This window comes from Lentibacillus halophilus (assembly GCF_039522485.1).
Classification (GTDB): Bacteria; Bacillota; Bacilli; order Bacillales; family Amphibacillaceae; genus Lentibacillus; species Lentibacillus halophilus.
Genome location: NZ_BAAADM010000008.1, coordinates 1 through 17135, shown reverse-complemented (window position 1 = coordinate 17135; position 17135 = coordinate 1). Strand labels below are relative to the sequence as shown.

Below are 17135 nucleotides of genomic sequence, written 5' to 3'. Positions count from 1 at the left end.
CTGTATTAAGCCATTATTTTTACATATTATCTAACACTGCCTTTCACTTTATAAGTTTGTTTATCGCGATTTTTTGGTAATGAATCATTCTTGCAGGATATCTTGCAACGACTGGTGAAGTGTTTCAAACGTAAATGTGTAACCTTTATTCAACAATTTTTCCGGAACAATCCAACGGCTTTTCAGTATCAATTCCGTTTCAGTCCTGATAAAGACAGCACCCATTTCAAGCAGCCATTTAGGGGAGGGCAGTCCCAGCGGTATAGTCATCACCGTTCGCAGTTCCCTCATCAGCTCTTGATTACTGACTGGGTTGGGGGCAGAACAATTAAACACACCACTGCAGTCACTTCTGTCCTTGAGAAAAAGAACAATCTGAAATAAATCTTCTATATGTATCCAGCTGAATGTTTGATTGCCCGTCCCCTGTGCACCGCCAAGCCCAAATTTAACTAAGTTCCGATAGGGAGTCATAACGCCGCCATTTTCACCTAACACAATCGCCGTGCGCAAAGCCATTTGTCTTGTTTCAGGCAAGTCAAAGCTAAAGAAGGTTTTCTCCCAATTGACAGCGACATCAACCGAGAATCCCGTACCAATCTCGCCATTTTCCTCTGTCATCGGACGATCCTCCGCATGTCGGTAAATGGTTGCTGTACTCGAATTCATCCAAACGTTAGGCGGGTTGTCACAAGATAAGATAGCTTCGCCAAGTATGCTGGTTGTTTCTAGTCTGGAATTCATAATGTCATTCTTATTTTTTTCGTTGTATCGGCAATTGACAGATTTACCAGCAAGATTGACTAAAAGCTCCGCGCCTTCCAATACGTCTATGATTGCTGACTCATCATTCCAGGAAATATAACTAGGATGCCGTGATATGATATGTACGTCATACCCTCGTTCCATAAATTGTTCTTTAAAATAGTTGCCGATGAATCCGGTTCCTCCTGCCAAAATCACTTTCTTCATAAAAATCGATCCCTCATTTCAGGAGATGGCAGCGAACAATTGTCTTTTTTCCCGAACCATTTGTACCTATTCTTTGCGATGACTGTATACAATGGATCACGTAACGGTTTTGGCACCACCAACAAGAGAAAGCATAATTTCCATAACCCTTTTAAATGTTTACAAATCCTTAGCGCTGCTGACGATTTAACGTAATAGTTACAGTCTGAAACATAAACCAGACTGTCGACGTCCGAAGGGGCATCCCATTTGTCTAAAATCCTTTGGCCGACATCACTCTGTATAGACGCAAATTTATAAACAGCTTTCTTATCTCTTTTTATAATGAACTGAACGCTCCGGTCACAAAAATGGCATTCGCCATCAAATAGAATGATGGGATTCATAGGGCAAAACCCCCGAGTTTAGAATTATCTCTTTTGAATATTGACCGCAGTTCCGTACACCAAAAGTTCTGCCGCCCCACTGGCAACCTGTGACGTGACAAAACGAACATTAACGACCGCGTCGGCTTCTAATTTTTCTGCTTCCTGAACCATTCGCTGTGTCGCCTTTTGTCTGGACTCGGTCAGCATTTCTGTATATTCCTTCATTTCTCCACCCACGACATTTCTGAAACCAGCGACAAGATCTTTTCCGACATTTTTTGCTTGAACAATATTGCCTCGAACCATTCCGTGCACTTCCGTTATGTCGGATCCAGGAACCGTTTCAGTATTGACTAAGATCATCTTGGTCTTCCTCCTTTTTTTCCTTTATTCTATCCTTTAAAACACCGATAAAAATGAAAAGAACAGCTAACACTGCGATGATAATGGAACTGATAAAAAGAATGAGACTGACGGATATATTAATTATAAAAAAGGATATGATATTCGATAAAATAAAGACAATGACAGCTGTCGGTATCAAAATAACTCCAAACCAAATCATAAGCTTCTCCTTTATTTAAAAATCCCAACCAAAAAACGCCCAACCGATAAAGTGAAACTTCATTCAGTGAGGGTTCCTTCCTCTCCACTGAATGTTAGTTGAACGAATCAGGAATATACGGGCTGTTTATCCACCACCTTTATGTATTTGGGTTAACGACGTTTAGAGGTGGGGGTATTACAGCCCGTTAATGCGTGATAAAGGCAGCAATAACCATGATCAGTACAGCCACTCTCAATATGGAGCCACCAAAACGCATAACTCACCCTCCCGGCACACATATGCATTTATAAACGATTCTAACAAAAGCGTGGATTGATTAAAACTTTCATAATTTTCAATCATATGATCAATGTACAGAGACGATTTTCTCTATATTTTTCCCTATCACAAACACCCCCTTCAGACCATATCCAAAGGGGGAAACATCGAAACTTTATTTCAAATCTGCATCAGCCATGCATAACATATATCTATTCCACCGTTACACTTTTGGCCAGATTTCGTGGTTTATCAACGTCACACCCGCGGTGCAGTGCTGCGTAATAGGCGAGCAGCTGCATTGGGACAACGCCGACTAAAGGCGTAAGCAGTTCATGGACATGCGGAATTACAAAGGCATCGGTATCCTGCTCTAATCCATGCATACTGATCACCATAGCATTGGCACCACGTGCAGCAACTTCCTGCACGTTGCTGCGGATAGAATCATTGACATTTTCCTGTGTTGCCAGTGCAATGACCGGAGTGTCCTCTTCAATCAAAGCAAGCGTTCCATGCTTCAATTCACCACCGGCAAAGCCTTCTGCCTGAATGTAGGAGATTTCTTTCAATTTCAGTGCTCCCTCCAAGCAGACAAAATAGTCTGTGCTTCTTCCGATGAAAAAGGCATTGCGCGTTGTTCCGAAGTTATCCCGGACAAGCTCGTCAAAGGTTTCTTTTTGATCTGTCAGTGACTCCATGGCATTGGCGGCGATGGCCAACTCCTGCATGGGGTCAAAATCCAGTGCAATTTCTTTAGCCCGAGCTGTATCCACTGCCAAAATGGCCAGCACAGCCATTTGTGCCGTATAGGCTTTGGTCGAAGCAACGGCAATTTCCGGCCCGGCGTGCAAGTTTAACGTATAATCCGCTTCACGAGAAAGAGTGGATCCTGGCACGTTCGTGATTGTCAGTGCCGGATGTCCCATTTCTTTTATTTGAACTAAAACGGAACGGCTGTCAGCTGTCTCGCCGCTTTGGGAAATGAACACAAATAATGGGCGATCCGACAGCAATGGCATGTTGTAAGAGAATTCACTCGCTACATGGACTTCAACCGGGATGTTAGACAGTTTTTCTATAAATTGCTTACCAACCAATCCTGCATGGTAACTGGTACCGGCTGCGATAATATAAACCCTGTCACATGTTTGCATCGCTCGCCGTATATCCCCGTCAAGTTTTAAATGATTATTCTCATCCTGATATTTTTGAATGATCTTGCGCATGACAAACGGCTGTTCATCTATTTCCTTTAACATAAAATGCGGATATGTGCCTTTTTCCGTGTCACGTACATCCATTTGAGCCGTAAACGGTTCGCGCTCAACAATGGAACCATCGAGTTTTTGAATTTCAGCCGCATGACGGGTTACAAGAACCATTTCCCGATCATTTATTTCCAGGTATTGGTCGGTTTCTTTTAATGTAGCCATCGAATCACTGGCAATCACATTAAAACCATCACCAAGACCGATCAGCAACGGACTTTTGTTTTTAGCAACAAACATCGTATCCTCATCTTCGGCATCAATAAGCCCAATAGCATACGAACCTTTCAGCATACGAATGGTTTCACGAAATGCCTCCACCGTGCTTTGCGTCTCGTCACAGTTTTTCTCCATCAGCTGTACAATAATTTCTGTGTCTGTTTTGCTGAGGAGTTCGGTATCAGGCAAGTATTCGTTTTTTAAATCAAGGTAGTTTTCAATGACACCATTATGAACAATGGTAAACCTTCCAGTTGCGCTTGTATGCGGATGGGCGTTTTCTTCGCTTGGCATCCCATGTGTCGCCCAGCGCGTATGGCCGATTCCCATTGTTGCGGTGCGTATATCCGGAACACGCTCACGCAATGCGGCAATGCGTCCTTTGACTTTAAAACGTTTCAATTCCTGATTATTCATAACGGCCATACCTGCTGAATCATAGCCACGGTATTCCAGTTTTTCCAAGCCGTTCAATAATATTTCTTTCGTATCATGTGCACCAATATAGCCTACAATTCCACACATATCGTTGTGTCCTCCTTGCGATGAAGGGACAACAAACGACCAACTATTTTTATAGGGGCGTATTGCTGCCCCTTTCTCGTGATTGTTTTGTATCCATCCTGCTTTTTCCTTGTACAACAAGTTGCCTCATTGTTTTCGGAAACAAGCATCACGATTGGGATGGGCAATCGGGAGGTATCCGCCGAAACATTCGATAACCTCCACCTCGTCAACTATTTTCCTCATCGATCTGAAAATAGTTCAGGCGCTTTTGAATCGTTCGTTAAAAACTACCCACCTTTCTTTGTTTGAATACATGCTGCCTCATTTAATGATAAACAGGCTTTTTAATTTTAATTGAAAAATGAGATCTTAGTCAATTATTTTTTTGCAATGGTTCTGTATGTCGTTAGTTTATGTTCCCAGCAAAAAATTGTTCACCCGGAATGGATTTTAGTACCATTGAAAAGAGTCAATTGTTACGAAAGCAGGAAAACATAACAGGCTGAAAACGATGGATGGGCTGTTGACCCATCCATATCTGTTTATTTTGCTAGATGCCATGACGCTCAGTCAGGTGAATAGGGGTTAATGTGAACCAGAACGTCATTGACATCATTATGGTCATGCATCAGTTTATTTTTTACATTTTTTGAGATATCGTGTGCATTTTCAACATCAAGAGAAGCATCCACACTAATTTTCAGGTCAACAACAACGTAAGAACCATGAACTCTTGCCCGTATTTCATCAATCTGCTTTACGCCTGACACATGTTGTGCCGTCAGAATGAACCGCCTGCTTTTTTCATCGTCAAGCACATTCTCCAACATCAAGTCAATGGATTCGCGTGCCATAGTATAGCCGAGGATGATAATAAGCAATGCCACCACAATACCAGCTATGGGATCGAGATATACGAGCTGACTCCAACCAATCCATTCCCCGATCATTGCCCCGCCGACGCCAAACAAAACACCGAGCGATGACAATGAATCCGAACGATGGTGCCAAGCGTCGGTCACTAATGCAGGACTATTGATTCGTTTTCCGAGCCGGTATTTGTATTGATAAAGCGCCTCTTTGGAAATAATAGAAATAGTAATCGCTATCAGGGCAATTTCTGTTGGTGCTGACGGTCGTTCACTCCAAAACACTTGGATGGATGACCAAGCAATTTCAAGTCCGGCCAGAATCAACATTATGGAGACAATGATGGCTGCCACATTTTCTGCCTTCCCGTGTCCATAGGGATGTTCTTTGTCCGGTGGCTTATCCGCATACCGTATACCGGCAAGAACAGCTATCGAACTGACAACATCTGAGGCGGAATGGGCCGCATCAGCAATCAAAGCCCGGCTTCCTGATACCCATCCGGCTATACCTTTTATTACAGCCAATAGCACATTCCCGGCAATACCCACCCAAGAAGCCGTTTGTGCCTTACGATTGCGTTGTTTCTGATCCATTACCCATATACCCCCTACACACGAACAATAAAGAACGAAAAACAGTTTCTTTATCATAACAAACCGGGATCACATGGGTCTATGGCAACCTTCTTGGGGAAATTAAGAAATATTCGCATTGTCCATTTTAATCTTCCTCGTGCAAGACTGTTTCCTAAGGTAAAACATATCATGTAAAAGAGCTCCTCCTATGCACGGAGGAGCTCTACCGATTATTCTTCTTTCATCCCTAGAAGACTTTCAATGACCGAGGCAACTTTGGAAGCGTATTTCCCGCATTCTTCTTTCGTCGGGGCTTCCACCATGACACGCACAAGCGGTTCAGTGCCGGATGGACGGACGAGTACACGACCTTCTCCGCCCATTTCTTTTTCCACGTCATCTATCGTCTCCTGTATCCGCTGATTGGTCATTGCTTGATGTTTGTCGATAACCCGGACATTTTGAAGCACTTGCGGATAAATATCCATTTCGCTAGCAAGCTCTGACAATGGTTTCCCTGTTTCCTTCATAACATTCACTAACTGCAAAGCCGTTAACATTCCGTCACCCGTTGTATTATGATCAAGAAAAATGACGTGTCCGGACTGTTCGCCACCTAGGTTATAATCACCTTTACGCATCTCTTCTATAACATAACGGTCACCGACAAACGTTTTATCGCTTCGCATTCCATTGTCTTCCAGCGCCTTATAAAAGCCGAGATTGCTCATGACAGTCGAAACGACCGTTTGATGCCGGAGTATACCTTTTTCATTCATATGTTTAGCGCAAATATACATAATCTGATCACCATCAACAATAGACCCATATTCATCAACAGCAATCAGACGATCACCGTCGCCATCAAAAGCAAGGCCGGCATCAACGCCTTTTTCTTTCACGAATTTCTGTAAAGCTTCCGGCTGGGTGGAACCGACACCATCATTAATGTTCAGACCATCCGGTGATGCGCCAATTGAGTGTATTTCCGCCTCAAGGTCAGCAAATAGATGGGCAGCCAGACTGGATGTCGAACCATGGGCGCAGTCCAATGCAATTTCCAACCCATCAAAATCATTATCAATCGAATCTTTCAGGAAGGAGAGGTACTTCTGCCCGCCTTCAAAATAATTGTTCACCACACCGATATCAGCACCGGATGGGCGTGGAAGATGATCCTCTTCATCCATAAGACGCTCGATTTCTCCTTCCTCCGCATCTGATAATTTAAAACCATCCGGGCCGAAAAATTTAATACCGTTATCTTCCATCGGGTTATGAGAAGCAGAAATCATGACACCTGCCTCCGAATTTATTGCCTTGGTCAAATAGGCGACTCCCGGTGTGGAGATAACCCCCAGACGCATCACTTCCGCACCAATGGACAGCAATCCGGAAACAAGAGCTCCCTCCAGCATATGTCCGGATACCCGTGGATCCCGACCAATTAAAACTTTGGGTTTTTCTGCGCCTTTTGTCAGAGCATAACCACCGAATCGACCCAATTTATATGCTAATTCCGAGGTCAATTCCGTATTGGCTATTCCTCTGACACCATCTGTTCCAAAATACTTTCCCATATTGTACCTCTCCTTTACATCCGTTTCACCATACATCAAAGCCATTGCCATGAATGCGTCATTCACGAAATTTTAATCGTTGCTTCTTTCTGTTTTCCGCTTATATCGACTAAATCAGGACCTTTTACGGAAATGGCAACGTCGTGTTGACCTTTTTCAAGTTTCGCTGCATTCAACGAAATATGGAAATCGTCTTTAGAAACTTTACTGACACTGGTTTGACTACCTGTTACAGTAAGATCCATCTTCGGACTCTCCGGATTGATAAACGAAATATCTTGTCCATCATCAAGGTTTTCTACGTTGATTGGAACATTTTTAACCGTTTTAGACCGATCCAGTTTAATGGTCACCTGAACAGTATCTTTACCCGAAACAGTGGTGACATCATCTGGTAAATCCAATGTTGCATTAATCGTCCCTGACTCTGTTATATCTGCTAAATTGATCTTTTCAGTCGAAACCTTCTCTATTTTTTGCAGGGTGTCACTTTCGGCATACACTGTCACGTTTTTTACACCAGCCGATTTGGAAGCCAACGAATACCCATCTGGCAACTCGCCGGTCGTTTCCACACTTACCGGAACCGATTTGCTTGCATGACTGATTTGAACTGAAACATTGGTATTGGGTGGCTCTACTCGTGCATTTAATTCATTTCCACTGGCATCATATACCTTTACGGGCACCTCGCGACTATCTATCGATTCCTTTTGCTCTGAGACATCGACAAATGCTTTAATAATGGCAATTTGGTCAATGACGTCTTTGGAAGTTGTTATCATCACTTGCTCCGGGTCAGCTTGTGCGCTGTCAATTTGATAACCTTTTGGGAGCTCATCCGTTTTAATATAGTCAACCGTTACTGGAAACGTTTTGGACGCACGCTCTTCTATCGTTACCTCAATGGTCTTTGGTTCGATATAGACATTCAGGTCATCCGGAATACCGGTATGTTTCAGATCAACGGTATGCGTGCCTGGGTCCATGTCTTCAAGATCAACATATAAATCAAAGTTCTGATTTCGAGCCGTCGTTGTTAATGTGCCGATTGATCCTTCAAGCGAAACAGCTGCAACCTCAGGCACACCACTGACAACAAATTCGTCTTCATCGATCCGTATATTGACCGGGACGTTTTCAATTGTCTGTATGTCTGCATTCGCATTCGACGGTAACCGCGATTCATTTTGGTACTGATCACTTTCGATCTGTACAAACATGTATAATGCAGCGGCAAAAGCTAAGGAAATGGCACGGACAAACCATCTGCTCTTAAACCAATTATCCATTCTCTTCCCCCTTATGATGACGCGACTTGGATTCAGAGGCTTTTAATGACTGGGATAGTTTCTGCCGCAGATAACGACGTAACCCATCCTTATCCAGATTTCGCTTCAGTTCGCCATTTTCCGTAAAGGATATGCTGCCTGTTTCTTCGGATACAACAATGGTAATCGCATCCGTAACTTCACTGATGCCCATTGCGGCTCTATGTCTCGTTCCAAGTTCCTTTGAAATAAACGGGCTTTCAGATAAAGGCAAATAACAAGCGGCAGCAAAAATTTCTTGATCTTTAATAATAACCGCTCCATCGTGAAGAGGTGTGTTGGGCGTGAAGATATTGGTCAGCAATTGGTGCGTTAAATTTCCGTTTATCGGGATACCAGTTTCGGCATAATCGCCAAGTCCTGTTTCACGTTCAATGGAGATTAATGCACCTATCCGTCGCTTAGCCATATATTGACATGATTGAACAATCGCTTCCACTTTCTGCTCAATCAATTCTTCTTCAGAACTCGAACTCCGCGAGAAAATATTCCCACGGCCGAGTTGTTCCAATGCCCGCCGCAATTCAGGTTGAAATAAGATGATAATAACCACAAAGCCCCATCGGATAGCTTGGTTGGTCATATATTGAATGGTATGCAGCTCAAATACACTGCTGAACGCCCAGACGAGCAATACAATGACAATTCCCTTTAAAAGCTGAATTGCCTTGGTGCCTCTGATCAGCATGATTAATTTATACATAACATACCAGACCAGCGCTATGTCCACGCCGATTCGAAGCAAACCCAAAAATCCCCCATCAAGCACGTTCACACTTCCTTCCGCACATATGTACGCTGCAGTTTTCTACGCAGCCATTCTTATTATATCACATATCTAAGTGTATCATGTTTATTTATAAGCGTAAAAATGAAGTGTAACCTCTCATCCAAACAGGTTATTCACCCGGTTGATTGGTTCCACATTTGAAGCATGTATGAAGGGGCTTTTCTATCTAGTTATGGGTGGGGTGACTGCCAACTTCGGTCTGCATTTGTGGTTAAGTATTCCATATATAAAAAGAGGAATACATTCAGGGGATACACAAAGACATCCAGCAAATGGATGCCTTTAACAGCAATGTTTTGTTTACATATTACTTCAGTTTTTCACCAAACAGCGACCCCATCAGGCCAACCGCCATAGTGGCCGTTTTATTTTGATCGTCAAGGATGGGATTCACTTCTACAAATTCGGCTGATGTAAGGATATCGGCTTCAGCCAACATTTCCATTGCCAAATGACTTTCACGATAGGTCAGTCCGCCAATGACCGGTGTGCCGACCCCAGGTGCTTCTTCCGGATCAAGGCCATCCAAGTCAAGACTTAAATGGACACCATCTGTTTGTTCCCGTAAATAGGAAATCGTATTATTCATCACTTGCGACATCCCAAGCCGGTCAATTTCATGCATTGAGTAAACCGTAATCCCTTTATCCCGAATCAACTCTTTTTCGCCGGGATCAAGCGAACGTGCCCCGATGATGACGATATTCTCAGGTTTCACTTTAGGTGTATAACCAAAAATCGACGTGAGTTTTTCTTCGCCGATGCCAAGACTGACTGCAAGCGGCATCCCGTGTATATTTCCTGAAGGCGATGTATCTACTGTATTTAGATCGCCATGCGCGTCATACCAAATAACACCTAGATTATCATTATGTTTGGCTGCACCCGCAAGACTGCCGATAGCAATACTGTGATCGCCGCCAAGCACCAATGGAAAACGGTTTTTTGTTATTTCCTGATCCACCATTTCGGCAAGTTTCCAGTTACTGTCTGCCACTTGCTGCAAATTCAGCAAGTGACCATCTTTTACTTCTTTCCGAGTATCCGGTCGGGACACCGGGACATCATCCAAATCCGCGATATGGATCTTTAAGTTCTCCAACCGTTCTATAATTCCAGCATAACGGATAGCGCTCGGGCCCATATCAACACCGCGTCTGTTTTGACCAAGATCCATTGGTACACCAATAATGGATATTGATTGATTCATAATGCTTGCCCCCCTCTTGCCTTATTATAGCTAAAAGAAAAACAATGACTCAACTCGACATCATATTGTATATATATGCATAAGGGATATTGGACAAAGAGAATGGACACCGACCCCTTAGGCACCATAGTGTTGAAATTAAAAAAGCAGGCCCGTCATGTCATGCATTGGACGGCCTGCTATACGAGTGAAGCACCCGTTTTGCACGGATGCATATCCAGCGGTTTGATACCTGCTTCCTTCCATGTCTGCAACAATTGTTTGGCTTTTTCTTTCGATGGCATAAAAGCAATTCCACAGTCACCACCTCCTGCACCGGATGGTTTGCCTGCACCTCCGAACGCCTCGGCAAGGTCACACAGCGTGGTAAGTGTGGGGGTTTCAATAGCAGTATCAGCGTTTTTTCCAAGTGATTCCAGAGCGTTTCTGTTTTGTCTAATTCCTTCAATAACCGATGCAGATTCTCCTGTTTGAAAGCCATGCAAAAACGTAGTGACAGCTTGTTGACTGTTGCTTAAAAAATCATTATATACAGCAGGGCAAGACCGTTTCAGCGTAGAAATTTTCCCGACCAACTCCGATGTTGACGCAGGTGACCCTGTCCAGCCAATGCACATATGAATATCTTCCGGGAGATCAATGGGGGTTATGGAAAAATAGGGCCAGTCCTTTTCCACAAGTTCCGTGATACTGTCTGTTTGTTCATACATCGTCGTCAGCCAATCCGCCTGAAATGATGAATATTCCAGCCATCCCCCGTAGGACGATGCAGCAACGTCTGCGCCGGAACCGCTCCCCTGCGTTAAGACATGTGACATAGCCGCCAGCTTGAAAACCAACGGCTCAGATGGTTTTTCGCAAAGATATTTGGCAAGCATAATATAAACGACTGATGTAACAGCCGCCGCACTCGAGCCCAGACCGTATTTTCGACCAGATGCATCATCCAGCTCACTTCGTATAGATAGATGAAAATAGTTTGGCGTAACATGATTCTCAAGCAAATAAGTATAAACAACGGACATTGCATTCTCAATAAAAGAGATACGGGAATCATCCGTTTTCACATCGACGGCACCTGCCTTGTACGTCCACGCCAAGCCGCGCAAATCATACGCATCCAGCGAAACAAGATTCTCTCCCTTTTCTTCCAGCGTTGCATAAACAAAACGGTCGACAGCCATGACAGCGAGCTTCTGATATGGCTCAAGCACAGCAAATTCCCCTGCAATCATCAGTTTGCCGGGGACGCGTGCCGTTAATGGCGAATTAGACAATACGTTCAACTCCTACATGCAGGATATTCCCGAGCCAGGTCTGCTTACAATAACATTACGAACACCAGGAACCGAACGAAGCTTATGCTGGACGGCTTCTTCATCTTTTGGCATATAGAGCACCTTCACATTCGGGCCGGCATCAATCGTAAAATAAGCCGAAATCCCATCAGCTCTCAAAGCACGGACGGCTTCCATAATAAGAAATGTAGTGCTTTGCCAATACATAAACGGTGGATTAGCACCCAATGTTGTCGCATGCATGCGCAAACAGTTCGCCTCAGATATCGACCCGACTTGTTCAAAATCTTTTTCCTTAATTCCAGCTTTGATTGCTTGAAGATCCGAGGGGACACTTTCCAGCCAACCTGAATAAAATGGTGAGGTCTCCACCGTTCGTTTCATGCCTTCTCTGCTTAATACTTTTTTTGCGTCTGAAGATAGAACAACGGCTGCCACCCGTATATCCCAATCGTTGGCGTTCGCCACCTGGACAGCATACGAGTCGGTTCCGTCTGCCTTGGTTCCTTGCTGCCATTCGACAAACCCACCGTAAATCGAACGGCACGCTGATCCTGATCCCTGTCTGGTGAGTACAGATAACTCCTGATTACTATACGGCAATCCAAGCGCTTTTACTGCGGCTGTGGCCAGAGCAGCAAATCCCGAAGCAGAGGATGCAAACCCTGCAGCTGTCGGCACCTGATTGGCCGACCGAATTTCCGCAAACAAACCATCGTTTCCCGCTTGCTTCCGTATAAGATCGAGAAAAGACGTCACCCGATAGTATTCATTTCCGGTAACTGTTTTGTCATCTAGATAAAAAACATCTTCCAATAAGTCGTTGCGGAATTCAACGGTGGTCGATGTATAAAAGCCATCCAACGTCAATGACAAACTGTTGTTCATAGGCAGGATCAATGACTCGTCCCGTTTTCCCCAATATTTGATTAAAGCAATATTTGTATGGGCTTTTGCGGTTGCCTTCATGTTTCTACTCCTTTAAAATCTTCCCTTTAATCAGCTCTTTTTCAATGCGAAAGACCATACAGCATGCGCCCCGAATTTTTTCAGTTTTTCACTAAGCTGTCTGGAGTGTACTTCATTGCGGGCCAATGCAATGATACAGCCCCCATTGCCGCCTCCTGTCAATTTGGCACCAAGGGCACCCTCCTGTCGGGCAAAATAAATCAGTCTATTCAAGCCGGCGTCACTGACACCAAGTGCCTCCAGTTCTTTCTGTGCCTCATTCAGCATCTGGCCAAGCAGATGCTTGCTTGCACTTTCCAACGCATTTCGGGCACGATGAGTCACTTCACCAATTCGGTCCAGCTTGGACTGTATTCGTTTTGGTGCCGACTTGATCAAATCAGCGACGGATTCAACCGCTGAACGTGTATCCCCCATACGACCCGAGTCGGCAACAATAAAATAGAAGTCACCTTTGGGCTCAATACGACACATAGGACGGTCTTTCTCATACCAGATCGGTAATTCAGAGGTGATGGTCAATGTATCAATCCCACTGGGCTCTCCATGGGCATACCGCTCCGATATATCCGCTAGTTCGAGAATATCCTCCTCTGTGTAGTCCTGTTCAGCATAGGCAAAAAGAGAACGAATAACCGCAATGGCTACGGATGCGCTGGATCCAAGGCCTTTACCCGGAGGTATCGATGACTTAATCCGGATTAACAAATCGGAACATGGCAAATCCAGTTTCGTCAGTGTTTTCCGGATACAGTTCGTTAATCCGTCCAGCGAATCGGGAGCTGTTTCAATCGGTCCATAATAGAAGGTACTATCCAGTTTCACCGATCCGGGCACATAATCAACGACGGACTCAACCCCTACTAATGGAAAAGGGAGAGCTATGGCCGGCTGTCCGTGTACAACCGCATGTTCCCCTATGAGGATGAATTTGCTATGAGCTACGCCGGTAGCTGTTTGTACGGACGTTGTCGCTTTTTCTGCACTCATTTTGTATACTCTTCCACCAATTCTTTAGCTTTTCCGACACGGATTTCGTTTTCTTCAATCAATCGCCGTGATATCACGTCTATCATCTCCCCTGTGGCTCCTGCTGTAATCGCTACGGATCTGGAATGCAAAGCCATATGTCCTTTCTGTATTCCATCCGTTGCTAAAGCCTTTAACGCCCCGAGGTTTTGGGCCAGTCCGACAGCTACAACAACCTGTGCAAGTTCTTGTGCTGAGTCAACATTTAATAATTTATGAGCTATCCTGGAAACAGGATGAACATGAGTTGAACCACCGACGGTTCCAATAGCCATGGGCAGCTCCAATTCACCGATAAGATTTCCTTCGTCATCGACAGACCAAGTCGTCATCGACCCATAGTGACCATCACGCGCGGCATATGCATGAGCTCCGGCTTCCACAGCCCGCCAGTCATTGCCTGTTGCAATGACAACTGGATCAATTCCATTCATAATCCCTTTATTATGCGTCACCGCCCGATAAGGATCGGATGCTGCAAATTCATATGCATGAATGATCCCATCCCGTACGTTTTGGCCTGAAAATTTCTCTGTTGCAAGTAATTCAGGCGGTATGACACAACGTGCCTTTGCGAGGCAACGATCCGGATAATTGGAAAGAATTCTCAAATATACTTTTCCGCCTGTCAAATTTTCAACAGTTGGAGCCAAAGACTCAACCATTGTGTTGATAATATTTGCCCCCATCGCATCGCACGTATTAATATATATATGAAGGATGAGCATTTGACTGTATTTGGAACCCGCATCTTCATTCAAGATTCTGACATTCACGTCTTCTGCGCCGCCGCCTCTGTTCACTAAACTGGGATATGCAGCATTCGCTTCATCAATCAAACGATTTTTTTCGTTTACTATGGTTTCCTTCGCTGTTTGAACATCTTCACACCCGACAACCTGGATCTGGCCAATCATGATACGGTTGTTTGCTTTTGTTTTAAATCCGCCGGCATTTCTGACGATCTTGGCAATGTGGCTTGCCGAAGCAACAACGGACGCTTCCTCAATCGCCATCGGCACCGCATATTCCTTGCCGTTAATCAAGAAATTCAGTCCCAGTCCCATGGGAAGTGGAAAAGTACCAACTACGTTTTCTATCATATTATCAGCGGTGGTCGTCGGTAACGGTTCATTGGAAAACAGGTACGCTGTGTCTTCTTCTGTAAAAATATTCATATTCGAAAGCAATTCGCGTCGATCTTCAACCGTCATATTATAAAAACCGGGAATCCTGGATGTCCTCATGCCACCTCATCCTTTTTCCAATATTATACGGTATACAGCACCATTTGTTTATCTTTTTTGCTGCTTCTATTATGTAGAAATACAGCATAAAATGCAAATAAACAAGGCTGTTAACATTCATAACGACCTTGTTTATTTCATTATAATATGTATTATGCATTTGTGCCAGTCTTTTATGGTGTGAATCATCTTGGAAGAACCCGATTCCCATTTAACATTGATGTTATCAGGATTCATAACGTGTGCCATTACATCCTGGATATTCGTATAGTAATTTTAAACAACAAGGACTGGGCTAGCTGGATTCGAACCAGCGAATCACGGGATCAAAACCCGATGCCTTACCGCTTGGCTATAGCCCAATTTAACATATGGTGGAGGGGGAGGGACTCGAACCCCCGAACCCTGAGGGAGCGGATTTACAGTCCGCCGCGTTTGGCCAACTTCGCTACCCCTCCGTAGTTATTCTAACAGGTTAGTTGTAAAATTATACGTAAAAAAATAAATATGGTGCCGGCCAGAGGACTCGAACCCCCAACCTACTGATTACAAGTCAGTTGCTCTGCCAGTTGAGCTAGGCCGGCATATGATATTAATAAAGCATTTTCTTATGGCATGGATGGTTTGAATTCACACCCGTTAAAAACTTGCATATAGCAGCATATTGGGTGAGTATTGACGGTTGGTTCTTCCAGTTACAAGTCAGATAGCTCATATATAGTATGTTCCGTTGCTTAGTTGTTTATTCATGCAAACGAAATGGTGGAGGATGCAGGGATCGAACCTGCGACCCCTTGCTTGTAAGGCAAGTGCTCTCCCGGCTGAGCTAATCCTCCTTATCAGTTCTGCAACGAGATAGACACGTGTTCACTTCTATCTTCAAAAAGAAAGTGGTGGCCCGTACGGGATTCGAACCCGTGTTACCGCCGTGAAAGGGCGGTGTCTTAACCACTTGACCAACGGGCCGTTAAAAGCGGGAGAATTCAAATGTATGTAATGTCGGAAACCGACGAATCATATTATATACAGGATTTCCATTTTTGTAAAGAGGATAGACAAATTTTTTACTGAGACGAATGAGTCAAAGAAAACTATTGATTGTTGAAGTCGAACGATTGTCTTTCTTCCGGATTATGAAGAGCACATGTTTTTTTAAGAGTACATATATGCAGCAATCCAAACAACAACAATCACAGGTAATGATGAATACAATGACTGCCAGAGTTTCATTTTATGTTTCTTTATAAGGTATACCGCTACGAATACTTCCATTACCGTCACAATAGCAGCAAGAAGAAAAAGAAAAGACATAAGAACACTCCTGATTTAGCATATGGAAGACCGGATAATTTTAGCTAATTATATAATATAAGCCACCTAAGTCGCCAGTCAAGAAGGCTTTTACATAAAAAATTGACACTGATCTTTTTGCCAACAAGAACAGCGCCATTTCAACGTTTGAGTAAGAGCTTCCAGCCGGACTCGAACCGGCGACCTCTTCCTTACCATGGAAGCGCTCTACCGACTGAGCTATGGAAGCAATATGGCTCCACAGGCAGGATTCGAACCTGCGACCGATCGGTTAACAGCCGATAGCTCTACCGCTGAGCTACTGTGGAATAAAATAAAATTGCTGGTGAAACAATTTAGTTTCGGTGATGATACGCTTCTCACAGCTGTTTTGCTTTATTCATCACATCAGCAGCAACTATAAATAAACATATAAAATATGCCTGGCGGCGTCCTACTCTCGCGGGGGCAAAGCCCCAACTACCATCGGCGCTGGAGAGCTTAACGGCTGTGTTCGGCATGGGAACAGGTGTGTCCTCTCCGCTAATACCGCCAGACCTAAGTTGTGACAATAGACGATGATTGATACCCAAACCCGATGTCATCAAGGACAAGGATTATTATAGCGATTATCGTCGAAAAATGCAAGGGTTTTTTCAATTGCACCCTGAAAACGGAATAAGAACGTTAGGCCATTCCAATATGGAAGTGTGGTTAAGTCCTCGATCGATTAGTATCCGTCAGCTTCACGTGTTGCCACGCTTCCACCCCGGACCTATC

General features: G+C 44.1%; 14 protein-coding genes, 7 tRNA genes and 1 rRNA gene. All 22 read right to left on the bottom strand.

The annotated features are described in order from the left end of the window. Positions 1-84: 84 nt before the first annotated feature. Positions 85-972: a TIGR01777 family oxidoreductase gene (locus ABDZ72_RS01970; protein ID WP_343750818.1), complete on the bottom strand. Its 888-nt coding sequence runs from the start codon at positions 970-972 to the stop codon at positions 85-87. Further along, complete coding sequence (locus ABDZ72_RS01965) at positions 969-1358, bottom strand: thiol-disulfide oxidoreductase DCC family protein (protein WP_343750817.1); 390 nt, start codon at positions 1356-1358, stop codon at positions 969-971. Before ABDZ72_RS01965 ends, ABDZ72_RS01970 begins: the two co-directional genes overlap by 4 nt. 24 nt (positions 1359-1382) lie before the next feature. Then, on the bottom strand, positions 1383-1703 hold the full coding sequence (locus ABDZ72_RS01960; protein WP_343750815.1) for a YbjQ family protein: 321 nt from the start codon (positions 1701-1703) through the stop codon (positions 1383-1385). Further along, a complete protein-coding gene (locus tag ABDZ72_RS01955; protein WP_343750814.1) occupies positions 1684-1905 on the bottom strand; it encodes a hypothetical protein in 222 nt (73 codons plus the stop codon). The genes ABDZ72_RS01960 and ABDZ72_RS01955 overlap by 20 nt, the downstream gene beginning before the upstream one ends. Before the next feature lie 473 nt (positions 1906-2378). Further along, entirely contained in the window at positions 2379-4181 is a 1803-nt protein-coding gene (glmS, locus tag ABDZ72_RS01950) for a glutamine--fructose-6-phosphate transaminase (isomerizing) (RefSeq protein WP_343750812.1), read from the bottom strand. Between the two features lie 548 nt (positions 4182-4729). Continuing rightward, positions 4730-5629: a cation diffusion facilitator family transporter gene (locus ABDZ72_RS01945; RefSeq protein WP_343750811.1), complete on the bottom strand. Its 900-nt coding sequence runs from the start codon at positions 5627-5629 to the stop codon at positions 4730-4732. Positions 5630-5841: 212 nt separating this feature from the next. Beyond that, the gene (gene glmM / locus ABDZ72_RS01940) at positions 5842-7191 is read right to left on the bottom strand and encodes a phosphoglucosamine mutase (protein WP_343750810.1); all 1350 of its coding nucleotides are present in this window, start codon (positions 7189-7191) and stop codon (positions 5842-5844) included. Between the two features lie 62 nt (positions 7192-7253). Continuing rightward, a complete protein-coding gene (locus ABDZ72_RS01935) occupies positions 7254-8483 on the bottom strand; it encodes a CdaR family protein (RefSeq protein WP_343750808.1) in 1230 nt (409 codons plus the stop codon). Next, on the bottom strand, positions 8476-9291 hold the full coding sequence (gene cdaA, locus ABDZ72_RS01930) for a diadenylate cyclase CdaA (protein WP_343750807.1): 816 nt from the start codon (positions 9289-9291) through the stop codon (positions 8476-8478). The genes ABDZ72_RS01935 and cdaA overlap by 8 nt, the downstream gene beginning before the upstream one ends. Before the next feature lie 328 nt (positions 9292-9619). Beyond that, positions 9620-10522 carry an arginase gene (gene rocF / locus ABDZ72_RS01925; protein ID WP_343750805.1) on the bottom strand — a complete coding sequence of 301 codons (903 nt, stop codon included), beginning with the start codon at positions 10520-10522 and terminating at the stop codon, positions 9620-9622. Positions 10523-10701: 179 nt separating this feature from the next. Beyond that, the gene (locus ABDZ72_RS01920; protein WP_343750804.1) at positions 10702-11799 is read right to left on the bottom strand and encodes a phosphomevalonate kinase; all 1098 of its coding nucleotides are present in this window, start codon (positions 11797-11799) and stop codon (positions 10702-10704) included. Between the two features lie 12 nt (positions 11800-11811). Continuing rightward, positions 11812-12789: a diphosphomevalonate decarboxylase gene (gene mvaD, locus ABDZ72_RS01915; protein ID WP_343750803.1), complete on the bottom strand. Its 978-nt coding sequence runs from the start codon at positions 12787-12789 to the stop codon at positions 11812-11814. 30 nt (positions 12790-12819) lie between these two features. Continuing rightward, positions 12820-13779: a mevalonate kinase gene (mvk, locus tag ABDZ72_RS01910; protein WP_343750802.1), complete on the bottom strand. Its 960-nt coding sequence runs from the start codon at positions 13777-13779 to the stop codon at positions 12820-12822. Further along, positions 13776-15065, bottom strand: a complete 1290-nt coding sequence (locus ABDZ72_RS01905) for a hydroxymethylglutaryl-CoA reductase, degradative (protein ID WP_343750801.1) — start codon at positions 15063-15065, stop codon at positions 13776-13778. Before ABDZ72_RS01905 ends, mvk begins: the two co-directional genes overlap by 4 nt. A gap of 290 nt (positions 15066-15355) precedes the next feature. After that, positions 15356-15427: transfer RNA gene (locus ABDZ72_RS01900), tRNA-Gln, on the bottom strand. Positions 15428-15437: 10 nt separating this feature from the next. Beyond that, positions 15438-15523, bottom strand: a tRNA-Tyr gene (locus ABDZ72_RS01895). Between the two features lie 50 nt (positions 15524-15573). After that, a tRNA-Thr gene (locus tag ABDZ72_RS01890) sits at positions 15574-15649 on the bottom strand. 176 nt (positions 15650-15825) lie between these two features. After that, positions 15826-15901: transfer RNA gene (locus ABDZ72_RS01885), tRNA-Val, on the bottom strand. A gap of 55 nt (positions 15902-15956) precedes the next feature. Then, a tRNA-Glu gene (locus ABDZ72_RS01880) sits at positions 15957-16031 on the bottom strand. 501 nt (positions 16032-16532) lie between these two features. Continuing rightward, positions 16533-16605, bottom strand: a tRNA-Thr gene (locus ABDZ72_RS01875). A gap of 4 nt (positions 16606-16609) precedes the next feature. Next, positions 16610-16684, bottom strand: a tRNA-Asn gene (locus tag ABDZ72_RS01870). Positions 16685-16796: 112 nt separating this feature from the next. Then, positions 16797-16912 (bottom strand): 5S ribosomal RNA (gene rrf, locus ABDZ72_RS01865). Between the last annotated feature and the right edge of the window lie 223 nt (positions 16913-17135).

What these genes read in the sequence shown, in the direction of transcription:
- ABDZ72_RS01970 (WP_343750818.1), bottom strand. Translation starts at nt 972, where the DNA reads ATGAAGAAAGTGATTTTGGCAGGAGGAACCGGATTCATCGGCAACTAT.
- ABDZ72_RS01965 (WP_343750817.1), bottom strand. Translation starts at nt 1,358, where the DNA reads ATGAATCCCATCATTCTATTTGATGGCGAATGCCATTTTTGTGACCGG.
- ABDZ72_RS01960 (WP_343750815.1), bottom strand. Translation starts at nt 1,703, where the DNA reads ATGATCTTAGTCAATACTGAAACGGTTCCTGGATCCGACATAACGGAA.
- ABDZ72_RS01955 (WP_343750814.1), bottom strand. Translation starts at nt 1,905, where the DNA reads ATGATTTGGTTTGGAGTTATTTTGATACCGACAGCTGTCATTGTCTTT.
- glmS (WP_343750812.1), bottom strand. Translation starts at nt 4,181, where the DNA reads ATGTGTGGAATTGTAGGCTATATTGGTGCACATGATACGAAAGAAATA.
- ABDZ72_RS01945 (WP_343750811.1), bottom strand. Translation starts at nt 5,629, where the DNA reads ATGGATCAGAAACAACGCAATCGTAAGGCACAAACGGCTTCTTGGGTG.
- glmM (WP_343750810.1), bottom strand. Translation starts at nt 7,191, where the DNA reads ATGGGAAAGTATTTTGGAACAGATGGTGTCAGAGGAATAGCCAATACG.
- ABDZ72_RS01935 (WP_343750808.1), bottom strand. Translation starts at nt 8,483, where the DNA reads ATGGATAATTGGTTTAAGAGCAGATGGTTTGTCCGTGCCATTTCCTTA.
- rocF (WP_343750805.1), bottom strand. Translation starts at nt 10,522, where the DNA reads ATGAATCAATCAATATCCATTATTGGTGTACCAATGGATCTTGGTCAA.
- mvaD (WP_343750803.1), bottom strand. Translation starts at nt 12,789, where the DNA reads ATGAAGGCAACCGCAAAAGCCCATACAAATATTGCTTTAATCAAATAT.
- mvk (WP_343750802.1), bottom strand. Translation starts at nt 13,779, where the DNA reads ATGAGTGCAGAAAAAGCGACAACGTCCGTACAAACAGCTACCGGCGTA.
- ABDZ72_RS01905 (WP_343750801.1), bottom strand. Translation starts at nt 15,065, where the DNA reads ATGAGGACATCCAGGATTCCCGGTTTTTATAATATGACGGTTGAAGAT.